General features: G+C 72.5%; 12 protein-coding genes. 6 read left to right on the forward strand and 6 right to left on the reverse strand.

Translation table 11 applies throughout. From position 1 onward, the window contains the following. Nucleotides 1-30: 30 nt before the first annotated feature. The gene (locus C7456_RS06390; protein ID WP_109722915.1) at nt 31-1,335 is read right to left on the reverse strand and encodes an MFS transporter; all 1,305 of its coding nucleotides are present in this window, start codon (nt 1,333-1,335) and stop codon (nt 31-33) included. A 286-nt stretch (nt 1,336-1,621) separates the two neighbouring features. On the opposite strand from C7456_RS06390, the gene C7456_RS06395 reads away from it, so the two are divergent. From C7456_RS06395 to C7456_RS06410, 4 genes are all read left to right on the forward strand, one after another. Then, complete coding sequence (locus tag C7456_RS06395; RefSeq protein WP_109722916.1) at nt 1,622-2,470, forward strand: alpha/beta hydrolase; 849 nt, start codon at nt 1,622-1,624, stop codon at nt 2,468-2,470. Between the two features lie 3 nt (nt 2,471-2,473). Continuing rightward, entirely contained in the window at nt 2,474-3,727 is a 1,254-nt protein-coding gene (locus tag C7456_RS06400; RefSeq protein ID WP_109722917.1) for a DUF4785 domain-containing protein, read from the forward strand. Between the two features lie 156 nt (nt 3,728-3,883). Further along, complete coding sequence (gene aqpZ, locus C7456_RS06405) at nt 3,884-4,588, forward strand: aquaporin Z (RefSeq protein ID WP_211306279.1); 705 nt, start codon at nt 3,884-3,886, stop codon at nt 4,586-4,588. Between the two features lie 103 nt (nt 4,589-4,691). Next, nucleotides 4,692-5,288, forward strand: a complete 597-nt coding sequence (locus C7456_RS06410) for an MAPEG family protein (protein ID WP_170120190.1) — start codon at nt 4,692-4,694, stop codon at nt 5,286-5,288. Nucleotides 5,289-5,295: 7 nt separating this feature from the next. Here C7456_RS06410 and epmA read toward each other — a convergent pair whose 3' ends face one another. The 3 genes from epmA to rnk all read right to left on the reverse strand — a co-directional run bounded on the left by epmA (nt 5,296) and on the right by rnk (nt 9,328). Next, on the reverse strand, nt 5,296-6,249 hold the full coding sequence (gene epmA / locus C7456_RS06415) for an EF-P lysine aminoacylase EpmA (protein WP_109722919.1): 954 nt from the start codon (nt 6,247-6,249) through the stop codon (nt 5,296-5,298). After that, on the reverse strand, nt 6,246-8,639 hold the full coding sequence (gene ligA, locus C7456_RS06420) for an NAD-dependent DNA ligase LigA (protein WP_109722920.1): 2,394 nt from the start codon (nt 8,637-8,639) through the stop codon (nt 6,246-6,248). Before ligA ends, epmA begins: the two co-directional genes overlap by 4 nt. Before the next feature lie 284 nt (nt 8,640-8,923). Then, nucleotides 8,924-9,328, reverse strand: a complete 405-nt coding sequence (rnk, locus tag C7456_RS06425) for a nucleoside diphosphate kinase regulator (RefSeq protein WP_109722921.1) — start codon at nt 9,326-9,328, stop codon at nt 8,924-8,926. 131 nt (nt 9,329-9,459) lie between these two features. Here rnk and C7456_RS06430 point away from each other — a divergent pair, with 131 nt between their 5' ends. Both C7456_RS06430 and C7456_RS06435 read left to right on the forward strand, forming a co-directional pair. Then, the gene (locus C7456_RS06430; RefSeq protein WP_109722922.1) at nt 9,460-10,917 is read left to right on the forward strand and encodes an MFS transporter; all 1,458 of its coding nucleotides are present in this window, start codon (nt 9,460-9,462) and stop codon (nt 10,915-10,917) included. Between the two features lie 62 nt (nt 10,918-10,979). After that, nucleotides 10,980-12,176, forward strand: coding sequence for a cation:proton antiporter (locus C7456_RS06435; RefSeq protein WP_109722923.1), 1,197 nt, complete (start codon nt 10,980-10,982; stop codon nt 12,174-12,176). Between the two features lie 285 nt (nt 12,177-12,461). Here the strand turns inward: C7456_RS06435 and fabV are convergent, their stop codons facing one another. Together fabV and C7456_RS06445 are read right to left on the reverse strand one after the other, a co-directional pair. Then, nucleotides 12,462-13,667, reverse strand: coding sequence for an enoyl-ACP reductase FabV (fabV, locus tag C7456_RS06440; RefSeq protein WP_109722924.1), 1,206 nt, complete (start codon nt 13,665-13,667; stop codon nt 12,462-12,464). A 128-nt stretch (nt 13,668-13,795) separates the two neighbouring features. Beyond that, nucleotides 13,796-14,689 (reverse strand): hypothetical protein, encoded by an 894-nt coding sequence (locus tag C7456_RS06445; protein ID WP_109722925.1) that lies wholly within the window; start codon nt 14,687-14,689, stop codon nt 13,796-13,798. Between the last annotated feature and the right edge of the window lie 74 nt (nt 14,690-14,763).

Genomic DNA, 14,763 nt, shown 5'->3' on the forward strand with positions numbered 1-14,763 from the left:
GGGAGCGGGGGTGTCGCGCCTGCTCCGGAACTAGCGGCGCGCCCCGCGCCTCGCGCCGCCCGACAGGTACGCGCCCACCGCGGCGCCCAGCAGCGCCGTGAAGCCCACGTACCAGGCCGGCGCCATCCGCCCGGCCCAGGCGGCGAACAGGCCGACCAGGCCCGCCGTGCCGGCGCCGAACACGGCATACGCCACGTTGTAGGCGAACGACACGCCGGAGAAGCGCACCGCCGGCGGGAACCGCTCCACCATCACCGCCGGCACCGTGCCGACCATGCCGACCAGGAAGCCGAGCGCGGCGTACAGCGGCAGGAAGTGCGCGCCGCCCGCGGCGAGGTCGGCGAACAGCGCCGCGGTGCCGAGCAGCAGCCCGAGCGAGCCCAGGCACAGCGCGCGGCCGCTGCCGATCCGGTCGGCCAGCGTGCCGAAGGCCACGCAGCCCAGCGCCAGCGCCGCCGAGGCCAGGCTGTTGCCGAGGAAGGCGCGCGGCGGCGCGATGCCGAAGCCCTTCTGCACCAGCGTGGGCAGCATCAGGACCAGCACCACGATCGCCGCGGTCAGCGTCCAGGTCGCCAGCATCGACAGCAGCACGGCGCCGCGGTGGCCGGCCAGCACCACGCGCAGCGGCAGCTCGCGGCTGAGCGCCTTGCGCTCGCGCAGCTCCACGAACACCGGCGTCTCGCCCAGCCAGCGGCGCAGCCACACCGCGACGAAGCCGAACGCGCCGCCGAGCAGGAACGGCAGCCGCCAGCCGCCGGCCAGCACCTCGGCCGGCGCGAGGTGGCGGTCGATCCACGCCGCCGCCAGCGAGCCGATCAGGATGCCCACGGTGAGCCCCGCGGTGAGGCAGCCGCAGGCGAAGCCGACGCGCCGGCGCGGCACGTGCTCGGCCACGAACACCCACGCGCCCGGCACCTCGCCGCCCACCGCGATGCCCTGCACGACGCGCATCAGCAGGAGCAGCAGCGGCGCCGCCACGCCGATCCTCGCGTACACCGGCAGCAGGCCGATCGCCAGCGTGGGCAGCGCCATCAGGAACACGCTGAGCGTGAACATGCGCTTGCGCCCCGAGCGGTCGCCGAAGTGCGCCATCACGATGCCGCCCAGCGGCCGCGCCAGGTAGCCGGCGGCGAAGATGCCGTACACCTGCGCCTGCGCCAGCCACGGCGCCGTGCCCTGCGGGAAGAACAGCTCGCTCAGCGGCAGCGCGAAGAACACGAACACCACGAAGTCGTAGAACTCCAGCGCGCCGCCCAGCGCGGCGAGCGCCAGCGTGCGCAGGTCGCGCGCGAGCAGCCGGTCGGCCGGGGCGGCGGCGAGCGGGACGGTATTCATCGGAACGGACGGCTCCCCGAAGGCGAAAGGCGTCACATTACCAAGCGTTGCCCCGCCCGGCTGCGGCGCTGCGGCATGCCCTTGTCACACGGCGGGGCTAGATTCCATGCGCCGCCGAATGGTTCCGAGGGGAGAGCCCGCGCGGCAGGCGGGCGCCGGTCGCGGCGCCCATCATCCGGTCGGCCTTCCTGCAGGGACGAGGTGGTTGGCTTTTCCGTCCGTTGCACGCGGGTCGGCTTCCAGCGCGGCGCAAGCCGCTCCGAGGGGAGAAACCAACGTGCGACGCATGACATGCTTGCTGTCCCTTGCCCTGGCCGCCGCCGGGGCGCAGGCCGCCACCGGCGTGGCCCTGGTCCACGGCACCGGCCACCAGACCGACGCCTACGACGACTACTGGCAGGCCGCCATGGTCGAGGGCATCCGCAACGGCCTCGCCGACCGCAACAACCTGCTGGTGGTCAACTGCGACTTCGACCAGTACATGTGGGACGACCGCGCGGCCGGCTGCCTGGCCACGCAGCTCGCCGGCTTCATCCAGAGCCGCAACATCGACCGCCTGATCGTCATCACGCATTCCAACGGCGGCAACGTGATGCGCTGGATCCTGTCCAACCCGACCTGGGACGCGCGCTACCCGGACATCATCCGGCGCATCGTCAAGGTGGACGCGATCGCGCCCTCCAGCGCCGGCACGCCGCTGGCCGACGCGGTGATCGCGGGCAACGTGTTCGAGAGCTCGCTGGGCTGGCTGCTCGGCTACAAGACCGACGCGGTGCGCCAGCAGCAGGTCGGCTGGATGGCCACCTACAACCAGCAGTACCTGCTCGGCACCGCGGGCCGGCCGGCGCTGCCGGTGCCGTTCCGCGACGTGGTCGGCACCGACGTGGCGTCCAGCCCGTTCAGCAGCCAGGCCTACTGCGGCGGCTACGCCGACAGCGTGGGGCTGGAGATCACCCAGAACTGGCTGAGCAGCTGCTCGGACGGCTTCATCGAGTGCACCAGCGCCGCGGCCGCCGGCAGCGTCTGGTTCCGCGACACGCAGCGCACCAGCGGCGGCCAGGTGCTCAACCACAACCAGAGCCGGCGCGCCTGCTTCGGGCTGGAAGCCACGCTCGCCAACGACATCCGGGGCTAAGCCATGCAGACACGGAACAAGCTCGTCCTCGCCCTCTGCGCGCTCGGCGCCGCCCTGCCCGCGCTGTCCGCCACCCGTGCCCTGCTGCCGCCGCAGGACGGCGACATGGTGCCCGCCACGCTGCTGCCGCGCACCACCGTCGCGCCGGCGGCGCAGGCCGTCGCGCAGCCGCGCGTGCATGTCGAACGCCAGCCGGTCAGCGTGAGCTGGCCGCTGCCGCGCGACGCCGCGCTGCAGGCGCGGCCGCAACCCTTCGCGCGCAGCAGCCGCGAATACTGGACCGACGTCTCCGCCACCGAACTGCAGCGCGGCGTCGAGCTGCCGCTGAGCGCACCCGGCGCGGTGATCCGCCTCAGCCCCGGCGACGGCACGGGCGGCCGCCTGCAGCCGTCGGCGGTGCGCCTGCGGCTGGGCAGCCGGACGCTGGGCGCCGACCAGGCGGCCAGCCAGCTCGCCGACGCCGCGTCGCTGCGCGCCGCCGGCATGGCCGTGCCGGACGCCACGCTGGTGATGAAGCTGCGCCCCGAGCTGGGCAGCGGCACGGCCACGCTGCAGGCGCCGACCGCCAGCGGCCGCTACGTGGTGCACGTGTTCGAGCCGCAGAGCGCCTTCAGCGTGACCGCGCGCGCCGACCGCGACGACCTGCTCGTCGGCCAGCGCCTGCACCTGCGCGTCGGCATGCAGGAGGGCGAGCGCGACCGCCCGCTGCAGGCCGCCGGCGGCTTCCTGCGCGCGCCCGACGGCAGCACCACCCTGCTCGACTACCGCCGCCAGCCCGACGGCAGCTTCGCCGCCGAGATCGCGCCCGCCGCCGTGCCCGCCACGCCGGGCCTGTGGGAAGTCCACAGCTTCACCGTGGGCGACGATGGCCAGGGCCACGCGGTGCGCCGCGACACCACCACCGTGTTCACCGCGGCGACGCCGGACGCGCGGCTCGACGGCGCGGCGGAGGTCCGCCGCGCGGCCGACCGCGGCCTCGACGTGCGCCTCGGCGTCGCCGCCGCATCGGCCAGCCGCTACGCGGCCTCCGCCGTGCTGTACGGCCGCGACGCGCACGGGCGGATGGTGCCGGCCGCCTACGCGCAGTCGGCCGCCTGGCTCGAACCGGGCAATGCCGCGCTGGTGCTGCACTACGACGCCGCCAGCCTGCGCGGCGTGGGAGCGCCATACGAGCTGCGCGACCTGCGCCTGCAGGACCAGCCGGCGATGGGCCTGGTCGAGCGCCGCGCGCTGGCGCTGCGCTTCGACGCGCCCTGAGCGGAGGGCCGCCGGCGCCGCGGCGCCGGCGGCCTCCCCGGCAGCCGCACCGGGGCGTCGCCGTTCTGCTAGCCTGCGCCGGCGGCGCATCCGCTGCGCCGCTGCGTTCCTGCTGTGCGTTTCGGCATTCCCTTCCACGTTGCAAGGAGAATCGCGATGGGCATGGGCAAGCGTTTGGCGGCCGAGTTCTTCGGCACGTACTGGCTGGTGACGGGCGGTTGCGGCAGCGCGGTGCTGGCCGCGGCGTTCCCGCAGCTGGGCATCGGCTTCGCGGGCGTGGCGCTCGCTTTCGGCCTCACCGTGCTGACCATGGTGTACGCGGTGGGCCACATCTCGGGCGGGCACTTCAATCCCGCCGTCACCGTCGGGCTGTGCGCCGGCGGCCGCTTCCCGGCGCGGGACGTGGTGCCCTACGTGATCGCGCAGGTGGTTGGCGCGATCGCCGCGGGCGCGGTGCTGTACGTGATCGCCAGCGGCAAGCCCGGCTTCGACGCCGCGGCCTCGGGCTTCGCCTCCGACGGCTACGGCGAGCACTCGCCGGGCGGCTACTCGATGCACGCGGCGATCGTCTGCGAGCTGGTGATGACCGCGTTCTTCCTGATCGTGATCCACGGCGCCACCGACAGGCGCGCGCCGGCCGGCTTCGCCGGCATCGCCATCGGCCTCGCGCTGACGCTGATCCACCTGATCAGCATTCCGGTCACCAACACCTCGGTGAACCCGGCACGCTCGACCGGCGTGGCGCTGTTCCAGGGCGGCTGGGCGGTGCAGCAGCTGTGGCTGTTCTGGCTGGTGCCGCTGGTCGGCGGCATCGTCGGCGGCCTGATCTACCGCTACCTGCTGGAACAGCGGCAGGACTGAGCCTGGATCCCGGGGCCCGGCCCGCGTGGCCGGGCCCCCACGAGGCGCCGGCATGAGCGAGGCGAACGACCTGCAGGATGTACGCGCCCGGCGAAGGACGCTCATGCGCGGCATGCCGGCCGCCGCGGCGATCGCCCTGCTGCTCTGGCTCGCCCTGCGCTACGGCCTGCCGCCGGTGCCGGGCATGCAGGCGTGGCCGGACCGGCTGTGGTACGCCGTCGGCTGCTGCTGCGTGTCGGTGCTGCTGTGCTTCGCGCCGGGCATCGAGGCCGTCGCCCACGAGCGCTTCGTCACGCCCGCGATGGATCCGCTGGCCGGCGCCGAATCGGCACGCATGAAGGTCAACCTGCGCTACCTGCAGAACACCCTGGAGCAGCTGCTGCTGTTCATCCCCGGCCTGCTGGGGCTGGCGCAGTACTGCGGGGACGGCGCATCGATGCGTGCGGTGACGGCGACCTCCGTCGTCTGGATCCTCGCCCGCTTCGCGTTCTGGATCGGCTACCACCGCGGGCCGCTGTCGCGGACGCCCGGCCTGGTCGGCATGGGGCAGAGCCTGCTGGTGCTGCTGTACGTGTCCGCGCGCTTCGCCCACGACGTGGCCGGCCCCGCCGGCGCGGCAGCGGTGCTCGGCCTGTTCGCCGGCATCGAGCTCTACCTGGTCTGGATCAACCGCGCGTCGCGCATCGCGCGCCTGGACTGAACGCGGCTCAGGCCTCGGCGAACGGGAACGCCAGCACGTCGGCGATGGCGTCGGTGCCGGCCAGGCACATCAGCAGGCGCTCCACGCCCAGCGCCACGCCGGCGCAGTCCGGCAGCGCGTCGAGCACGGCCAGCAGCCGCTCGTCGACCGGCACCTCGCGCAGGCCGCGCGCGCGCCGCCGCGCGTTGTCGCGCTCGAAGCGCGCGCGCTGCTCGGCGGCGTCGTTCAGTTCGTGGTAGCCGTTGGCCAGCTCGTGCGGGCCGAGATACAGCTCGAAGCGCTCGGCCACCGGAGGGTCGTCATGTCGGATGCGCGCCAGCGCGCACTGCGTGGCCGGGTAGTCGTGGATCACCGTGATGCGGTCGCGCGGGAACGCCGGCTGCAGCCTGTGGGTGAGCAGCAGGTCCAGCCAGTCGTCGCGGGTCAGGCCCTCCGGGTCGATGCTCCCGCGCAGCGGCGCGGCCAGCGTGCCGGTGTCCGCGCGCAGCGGGTCGAGGCCCAGCCCGTCGAGGAACAGCTCGCGGTAGCTCGTCACCCGCACTTCGGCGCGCCGCCCCACTAGAGCCAGCGCCTCGCGCACCAGCGCCACGGTCTCGTCCATCAGCCGCCGGTGGTCCCAGCCCACGCGGTACCACTCCAGCATGGTGAACTCGGGGTTGTGCCGCCCGCCGGCCTCGCCGTTGCGGAACACCCGGCCCAGCTCGTAGCAGTCGCCCAGGCCGGCGGCGAGCAGGCGCTTGAGCGGAAACTCCGGCGAGGTGCGCAGCCAGCGCTCGCGCGCGCCGGCGTCGACGTGGCCGCCGAAGGTCGTGCCGAAGCTCTCGATGTGCGGATCGGTGTTGCCGGCGGCGGAGAGGACGGGCGTCTCCACCTCCAGCACGCCGCGTTCGGCGAAGAAGGCGCGGACCAGCGTATACAGCCGCGCGCGCAGGCGCAGCGCGGCGAACGCCTCCCCGCTCACCTGCCGCCCTCGTGCTCGGCCAGCAGCGCCAGCAGCCGCGCCTCGTCCCACACCGGCACGTCCAGCTCCTTCGCCTTGTCCAGCTTGGAGCCGGCCTCCTCGCCGGCCACCACGAAGCTGGTCTTCTTCGACACCGAGCCGGCCACCTTGGCCCCCAGCGCCTCCAGCCGCTCCTTGGCCTGGTCGCGGGTGAGCGAGGCCAGCGCGCCGGTGAGCACCACGGTCTGCCCCGCCAGCGGCGCCCGCGCCGCCTTCGCGGCGGCCGGGATCGCGTCGAGCAGGCGCCGCATCGCCGCCTCCGCCTCGCGCAGCTCCTTCACCGCGCGGGCGTGCGCCAGGTGCGCGGCCAGCCCGGCGGCGGCGGCCTGCGGCAGGCCGGCGGTGATCCAGTGCGCCTCGCCACCCTCCAGCAGCCGGTCCAGCGTGCCGAAGTGCTGCGCCAGCAGCGCCGTGCTCTTGGGGCCGAGCTTGGGGATCCTCGCCGCGTCCAGCAGCACGCCGAGGTCGAGCTTCCCGCGCAGGCGCGGGTCGGGATCGCCCTCGTCGGCCAGCACGATGCCGGCGGCGAGCAGCGCGTCCACCACCTGCTGGTTGCCCTTCTGCGCGAAGAAGCCGGCGATGGAGCCGGCCACCTCGTCGCCGATGTCGGGCAGCACGCGCAGCACCGGCGCCGGCATGCTGCGCACGAATTCCAGCCGGCCCAGCCACGCGGCCAGCGTCCTGGCGGTGCTCTCGCCGATGTGCATGATGCCCAGCGCGTAGAGGAAGCGGGTGAGCGTGGTGCGGCGGCTGGCGTCGATGCCGGCGATCAGGTTCTCCGCCCACTTGGTGGCGATCTTGCCCTGCTTCACCGTCTCGGGCGTCGTCCCGTCGCGCTCGTCGGCACGGCGCTTCATTTCCAGGAAGTCGTCCAGCGCGAGCCTGTAGAGGTCGGCCGGCGTGTGCACGTAGCCGAAGTCCACCAGCGCGTCGACGAAGCGCGAGCCGATGCCCTCGATGTCCATCGCGCGGCGCGAGGCGAAGTGGATCAGCGCCTCCTTGCGCTGCGCCGCGCAGACCAGGCCGCCGGAGCAGCGGTAGGCCGCCTCGCCCTCCTCGCGCAGCAGCGCGGAGCCGCACACCGGGCAGTGCGCGGGCATGTGCCAGGGCCTGGCGTGCGGCGGCCGGTGCTCGGGCACCACGCGCACCACCTCGGGGATCACGTCGCCGGCGCGGCGCACGATCACCGTGTCGCCCACGCGCACGTCCAGCCGCGCCACCTGGTCGGCGTTGTGCAGGGTGGCGTTGGTGACGGTGACGCCGGCCACCTGCACCGCCTTCAGCCGCGCCACCGGGGTGGCGGCGCCGGTGCGGCCGATCTGGATCTCGATCGCCTCCACCGTGGTGGTCTGCTCCTGCGCCGGGAACTTGTGCGCCAGCGCCCAGCGCGGCGCGCGCGCCACGTAGCCCATCGCGCGCTGGCCCTCGTAGTCGTCCAGCTTGTAGACCACGCCGTCGATGTCATACGGCAGGCTGTCGCGCTTGGCGCCGATGCGCCGGAAGTAGGCGATCAGGCCGTCGAAGCCGCGCGCGGTGCCCACCTCGGACGACACCGGGAAGCCCCATTCGCGCAGCTGCGCCAGCGTCTCCGAGTGGGTGGGCGGCAGCCGCCAGCCGTCCACCTCGCCCACGCCGTAGGCGTAGAAGCTGAGCCTGCGCCGCGCGGTGACCGCCGGGTCGAGCTGGCGCAGCGAGCCGGCGGCGCCGTTGCGCGGGTTGGCCAGCGGCTTCTCGCCGTGCCGGCGGGCGTGCTCGTTGAACGCCTCGAAGTCCTTGCGCAGCATGATCACCTCGCCGCGCACCTCCAGCACGCGCGGCCAACCCTTGCCGCGCAGGCGCAGCGGGATAGCGCGCACGGTGCGCAGGTTGGCGGTGACGTCCTCGCCGGTGGCGCCGTCGCCGCGGGTGGCGCCCTGCACGAACACGCCGTCCTCGTAGCGCAGGCTGATCGCCAGGCCGTCCAGCTTGGGCTCCACCGAGAACACCGGCTCGCGCCGGTCCAGCGTCTGCTCGATGCGCCGCTCGAACTCGGCCACCTCGCGGAAGCGCGTGCGGTCGTCCTCGCCCGGCTGCTCGAAGGCGTTGTTGAGCGAGAGCATCGGGATCGCGTGCCTGACCTCGGCGAAGCCGCCCTGCGCGCGCGCGCCGACCCGGTGCGTGGGCGAGTCGGGCGTGGCCAGGGCGGGATGCTCGGCCTCCAGCGCCTCCAGCTCGCGCAGCAGGCGGTCGTACTCGGCGTCGGTGATGTCCGGGTCGTCGAGCACGTAGTAGCGGTGGTTGGCGTCCTCGATCCGCGCGCGCAGCCTGGCGGCGCGCGCCGCGACGGCGGCGGGAACGGGTGCGTCGGTCATGCGGGCTTCCTCATGCCGCCGAGTTTAGCGGCTGGGCGGCGCGGCATGGCGCCATCGCATCAGCGGGAGGCTCGGGCGCCCGCGCTGCAAACGCGGCGGCCAGGGAAGCCGCTGCCTCAACGTCGGCGCATCCGCCCGTCATTCCGGCGCAAGCCGGAATCCAGCGCCTTACGGTCCGGATGAATTCCTTCACTACTGGACCCCAGCCCCGGATCAGGTCCGCGGCCGGCTCTGCGCCGGGATGACGGATCATGCGGCGGCGCCAGGTCGTACCAGCCAGCCGATCAGCGGTGCAGCCTGCCCGCGGCCTCCGGCTGCCACTCCACGCCCACCACGCGCAGGCGGCGCAGGCGGCCGTCCGGCATCGGCCAGTCGATCTCCTGCCCGCGCGCCAGGCCCAGCAGCGCGCTGCCCACCGGCGCCAGCACCGACACCGTGCCCGGCGCGCCGGCCGCGGCGGGATAGACCAGGGTGACGGCGAGCTCGCCGCCCTGCCCGTCCTCGAAGCGCACGCGCGAGTTCATCGTGACCACGTCGGGCGGCATCGCCTCCGGCTCGCGCACCTCGGCCCGCTCCAGCTCGGCGCGCAGCCCCTCGTGCCGCGCCGCCTCGGCGGGCGGCAGGCGCTCCAGCAATGCCTCGATGCGCTCGACGTCGAGGCGCGACAGCACGATGGGTGGCAAGGTCATGCGCGGACTCCGGTACCGAAAAAGCGGCGCGCCGGACCGAGGCCCGGCGCGCGCGGAAGATGAAACCGCCCTGACTCTGGCCATGCCTGCCCGGGAATGCAAGCTGTCACAGCAGCTATCATGGGCGGGCCATGCCGGACGACTCCGCCTCCTCCCCCGTCGCCGCCGCATCCGCCGACGACGCGGCGGCGGTCGGCGCCGGCGCGCGCGGCTCCAGCCGCGGCCTGATCTGGCTGGTGGCCGCCGCGTTCTTCATGCAGGCGCTCGACTCCACCATCGTCAACACCGCGGTGCCGGCGATGGCCGAGGCGCTGGGCGTCACCCCGCTGGGCATGCGCACCGCGCTGACCAGCTACGTGCTGACCCTGGCGATCCTGATTCCCGCCAGCCCGTGGCTGTGCGACCGCTTCGGCACCCGGCGGGTGTTCGGCGCGGCGATCGCGGTGTTCGGCGTCGGCTCGCTGCTGTGCGGCATCTCGCAGAACCTGCCGCAGCTGGTGGCCTCGCGGGTGCTCCAGGGCATCGGCGGCGCCTCGCTGATGCCGGTGGGACGCTACGTGCTGGTGCGCAGCTTCGACAAGCGCGAGTTCGTGCACGTGATGGCCACGGTGGCCACCTTCGGCCTGCTCGGCTCGGTGCTGGGGCCGCTGCTCGGCGGCGCGCTGACCGAGTTCGCCTCGTGGCGGCTGATCTTCCTGATCAACGTGCCGGTGGGCGTCGCCGGGCTGTGGATGAACCAGCAGGACATGCCCGACTACCGGCTGGACCGCGCGCACCGCTTCGACTTCCTCGGCTTCCTGCTGTTCGCCGCGGCCTCCGCGCTGCTGCTCACCGCCTCGGAGCTGGTCGGCGGCGAGCGCGTGGTGTGGCGGCTGATCGGCGCCTGCGCGGCGCTGGCGCTGCTGTTCGGCGCGCTGTACGTGTGGCACAGCCGGCGCGCGCCGCACCCGGTGGCGGACCTGTCGCTGCTGCGCGTGCGCAGCGTGTGGGTGTCGCTGGCCGGCAACCTGTTCACCCGGCTGGGCGTGTCGGGCATGTTCCTGCTGCTGGTGCTGTTCCTGCAGGTCGGCTGCGGCTGGTCGCCGCTGATGGCCGGCCTGATGATGGTGCCGCAGGCGCTGGGCTCGATCAGCGCGAAGTGGCTGATCAACCGCGTGCTGGTGCGCTTCGGCTACCGCCGCCTGCTGCTGACCAACACGCTGGTGGTGGCCGTGCTGCTGGCCTCCTTCGCGCTGTTCGGGCGCGAGACGCCGATGTGGCTGATCGCGCTGCTGGTGTTCGTCTACGGCAGCTTCATGGGCATGCAGTACACCGCGATGAACACGCTGATCTACCACGATTTGGACATCCGCCACGCGGCGATGGCCTCGTCGATGGCCTCCACCGCGCAGTACCTGTCGATGAGCTTCGGCATCGCGCTGTCCACGCTGCTGATGGAGTCGCTGCTGCGGGGCCACGCGCACGAGGACTACATCGTGGCGTTCCGCTGGACGGTGCTGATCCTCGCCGCGATCACCGCCGGCGCCAGCCGCATCTTCAGCCAGCTGCGCCCGGACCGCCCGGCGACCGCCGCCGCCCGCGCCGCCTGACGGTTCGCCCGCTGCGGCGCGGCGTGTAGGATCGGGCGGACGCCCCCGCCCGACGGTCCGAGATGCACCACGCCAGCGACATCCTGCTCACCCTGTTCATCGTCTTCGTGGCCGCCCAGGTGGGCGGCGAGATCGCGCAGCGCCTGCGGCTGCCCGGCGTGGTCGGCGAGATCGCCGCCGGCGCGGTGGTCGGCCCCTCCGTGCTCGGCTGGATCACGCCCGGGCAGATCGCCACCGGCACGCCGCTGGACGTGCTGGCCGAGATCGGCGTGGTGCTGCTGCTGTTCGCGGTGGGCCTGGAGACGCGGCTGGAGGACCTGAAGCGCGTGGGCAAGGCCGCCTTCCTGGTCGGCGTGCTGGGCGTGCTGGTGCCGTTCGGCCTGGGCGGCCTGTGGGCGCATGGCAGCGGCTTCGACTGGAGCAAGTCGCTGTTCGTGGCCGCCGCCTTCGTCGCCACCTCGGCCGGCATCACCGCGCGCGTGCTGCAGGAGCTGGGTGCGCTGCAGCGCACGGAGAGCAAGGTGATCCTCGGCGCCGCGGTGATCGACGACATCCTCGCCATGCTGCTGCTCGGCGTGGTGGTGTCGCTGCAGGGCGGCGGCGGCCTCGACCTGTCGCACCTGGCAATGGTGCTGGCCGGCGCGGTGGGCTTCATCGCGGTGATCGGCCTGGGCGGCGCGCGGGTGATGCGCTGGAACTCCGCCTGGCTGGACAAGCCGCAGAGCCCGCACTCGGCACTGGCCATCGTGCTGGCGCTGTGCCTGGGGCTGGCCTACGTCTCCACGCTGTTCGGGCTGGCCGCGATCATCGGCGCCTTCCTCGCCGGCATGATCGCCTCGGAGACGCGCCAGCAGCACGCGCTGGAGCAGCAGACCCGGCCCCTGCTGGCGCTGCTCACGCCGTTCTTCTTCGTCGTCACCGGCAGCAAGATCGACCTGCGCCAGCTGGCCAGCCCGGATGCCCTGCTGGCGCTGGCGGCCGTCACCGCCATCGCCATCGTCTCCAAGCTGGCCGGCGGCTTCCTCGGCGCGCTGTCGCTGGGCCGCCGCGGTGCCACCATCGTCGGCTTCGGCATGGTGCCGCGCGGCGAGGTGGGCGTGGTGATCGCCAGCCTGGGCCTGGCCGCGGGCGTGTTCAGCGACCGCACCTATGCGCTGATCGTGGCGATGTCGCTGCTCACCGCGATGGTGACGCCGCCGGTGCTGGCGTGGCTGCTGCGGCGGTATCCGGCAGCTGGGGGTGCGGAGAGGATGGGATAGGCCGCAATACGAGGTTCCGGGCGTTCGCGCCTGCCTCGCTCCGCATGACCTTCCGGCGTCATTCCAGCGAAAGCCGGAATCCAGTCGAGTAACCGTGCGAAGCACGCAAAACCTGATTCGAGTGCTGCGCACGACGTATTTCACTGGATTCCAGCTTTCGCTGGAATGACGGCTGGAGTGTCCGGCTTCCGGGAAAGCGTCCGCACCCGGAGACATGCCCAAAAAGAAAGGCGCCGTCGCCGGCGCCTTTCCCCCTAAGCGGACAGGAACCGCGAAGCCCCCGCCTCACAGCTCGATGCAGTCGAACCTCCGGTCCGCATCCACGTCCTCCTCGTAGTTCACGTCGTCGCGGCCGAAGCCGAACAGCCTGAGGAAGTCGTGCTTGTAGCCGGCGTAGTCCGTCAGCTGGTTGAGGTTCTCGGTGGTCACCGTGGGCCACAGCGCCTTGCAGGCGTCCTGCACGTCCTCGCGCAGCTCCCAGTCGTCCAGGCGCAGGCGGCCTTCCTCGTCGGTCTGCGGCGGCTGGCGGTCCTTGCGGTAGAGGCGGTCGCGGAACAGGCGGTTGATCTGCTCGATGGTGCCCTCGTGGATGCCCTTCTCCTTCATGATGCGGAACACCATCGAGACGTACAGCGGGATCACCGGGATCGCCGCGCTGGCCTGGGTCACCACCGACTTCATCACGCCCACGTAGGCGTGCAGGCCCTCGGCCTTGTGCTTCTCGGTGAGCTGCTTCGCCGTGTTGTCCAGGTGCTGCTTGGCGCGGCCCAGCGTGCCGTGCCAGTAGATCGGCCAGGTGATCGAGGTGCCCACGTAGCTGTAGGCGATGGTGACGGCGTCCTTCGCCAGCACGCCGGCGGCGGAGAGCGCGTCGATCCACAGCGCCCAGTCCTCGCCGCCCATCACCTTCACGGTGTCCTCGATCTCCTTCCCGGTGGCCGGCTCCACCGACACCTGCACCACGGTGTCCTTGTTGGTGTCGATCGAGGTGGCGGTGAACGTCTCGCCTATGGTCTTGAGCGAGGAGCGCACCACCTCGCCGGTGCCTGGCATCTTGCGCACGGGCGAGGCCAGCGAATAGACCACCAGGTCCACCTGGCCGCCCATCTCGTTCCTGATGATCTCGATGGCCTTGGCGCGCGTCTCGTCGGCGAAGGCGTCGCCGTTGATCGACTTGCTGTACAGCCCCGCCTGCTTGGCGAACTTGTCGAACGCGGCGGCGTTGTACCAGCCGGCGGTGCCGGTCTTGGTCTCGCTGGAAGGCTTCTCGAAGAACACGCCCAGCGTGGCGGCGCCGTAACCGAAGGCGGCGGTGATGCGCGAGGCCAGGCCGTAGCCGGTGGACGCGCCGATCACCAGCACCCGCTTCGGGCCCTCGCCCAGGTCGCCCTGGGCCCTGGTGATCTCGATCTGTTCCAGCACGTTCCGCTCGCAGCCCACCGGATGGGCCGTCGTGCAGATGAACCCGCGCACCTTGGGATTGATGATCACGCGATGACTCCTGGCAGCATGAGCAAACCGCGATCTTAACGCGCGCGGCGGGCCATGCGCTGCCGTAGGGATCGCAGGCTGTGCCGGGGTCGCGCAGTCCACCCGGCTGTCCCTTGCCGGACGCCGCTTCAGCCCCAGAGGCGCCACCATCGTCGCGGCCTTGCCGGCTTCCGCCTCGCGGAAGGGAGCGCGTCCGGCATCGATGCGTTCGCCGCGGCGACGATGGCTCGGTTGAGCCCGTCGTAGAGGGCCTCGGAAAGCCGTTCGTAGGTGGCCTGCAGGCCCTCCTCGAATCCCAGGTCGTTCCACGACCCCATGCCGCCGAACACCCAGGCCGGCTGCGCCGCCGCCAGCAGCTGTGACGCAGGCAACGGGAGCCACGGCGCCTCGCACAGGTCAGCGTGGAACAGCTCCCGCGCCGGCACGGGCGAGTCCAGCCGATCCAGGGCGTTCTCGAAGGCGCCGGCGAAGCCATCCAGCTTCCGTTCCCGCGCAAAGGCCGCAGTCGCGGACAGGCTGCCGGCCAACGTCCGCTTCAACGCTTCCAGGTCGATCGGAGGCAAGCCTGCGATCGGCTGGTTCCTGGCGACCCTGCCATAGGTTACCTGCCAGACCTTCCGGTCGGGATGGTTGCGGTCGCCGACCTTCCAGCGTCCTTGCCAGTGATCCGCGCCGGTTTCCCCGAGCGCTTCGAGATGCCATAAGCCGCCACCGCCCACGAAGCCGGCGAGCATGCGGTCGGGGATCTTGCCGCCGTCGACGGCGGTTCCATCCGTAGGCGCATGCATCAGCCTCAAGGCGTGCGTCCCGTTTTCCCTGAGTCGATGCAGCCAGGCCAGCGGATCGGGGGCGAACGCCGTTTCCTCCCATCCGGCCGCCCCGCGCCTCGCATCGACGAACCTGACGAATTCGCAGAAATTCATCGTGCTCGGGGGAAAGGGCGCCGCATCATCGACGGCACCCGCCAGGAATCCGTTGCCATGGACTACGAGCGCGGCCAACTGCGCGATGGTTCCTTGCATGAGAGCTCTCCCTAAAGTCTTGTTTCCCGATCCCGCTTTCTGTGCTGTCCCCGCTGGATCGGCCAAGCACGGCG

The sequence above is a fragment of the Fulvimonas soli genome (assembly GCF_003148905.1).
GTDB classification, from domain to species: Bacteria; Pseudomonadota; Gammaproteobacteria; order Xanthomonadales; family Rhodanobacteraceae; genus Fulvimonas; species Fulvimonas soli.

What these genes read in the sequence shown, in the direction of transcription:
- C7456_RS06400 (WP_109722917.1), top strand. Translation starts at nt 2,474, where the DNA reads ATGCAGACACGGAACAAGCTCGTCCTCGCCCTCTGCGCGCTCGGCGCC.
- rnk (WP_109722921.1), bottom strand. Translation starts at nt 9,328, where the DNA reads ATGACCTTGCCACCCATCGTGCTGTCGCGCCTCGACGTCGAGCGCATC.
- C7456_RS06435 (WP_109722923.1), top strand. Translation starts at nt 10,980, where the DNA reads ATGCACCACGCCAGCGACATCCTGCTCACCCTGTTCATCGTCTTCGTG.
- C7456_RS06445 (WP_109722925.1), bottom strand. Translation starts at nt 14,689, where the DNA reads ATGCAAGGAACCATCGCGCAGTTGGCCGCGCTCGTAGTCCATGGCAAC.
- C7456_RS06430 (WP_109722922.1), top strand. Translation starts at nt 9,460, where the DNA reads ATGCCGGACGACTCCGCCTCCTCCCCCGTCGCCGCCGCATCCGCCGAC.
- aqpZ (WP_211306279.1), top strand. Translation starts at nt 3,884, where the DNA reads ATGGGCATGGGCAAGCGTTTGGCGGCCGAGTTCTTCGGCACGTACTGG.
- ligA (WP_109722920.1), bottom strand. Translation starts at nt 8,639, where the DNA reads ATGACCGACGCACCCGTTCCCGCCGCCGTCGCGGCGCGCGCCGCCAGG.
- C7456_RS06410 (WP_170120190.1), top strand. Translation starts at nt 4,692, where the DNA reads ATGCGCGGCATGCCGGCCGCCGCGGCGATCGCCCTGCTGCTCTGGCTC.
- C7456_RS06395 (WP_109722916.1), top strand. Translation starts at nt 1,622, where the DNA reads ATGACATGCTTGCTGTCCCTTGCCCTGGCCGCCGCCGGGGCGCAGGCC.
- C7456_RS06390 (WP_109722915.1), bottom strand. Translation starts at nt 1,335, where the DNA reads ATGAATACCGTCCCGCTCGCCGCCGCCCCGGCCGACCGGCTGCTCGCG.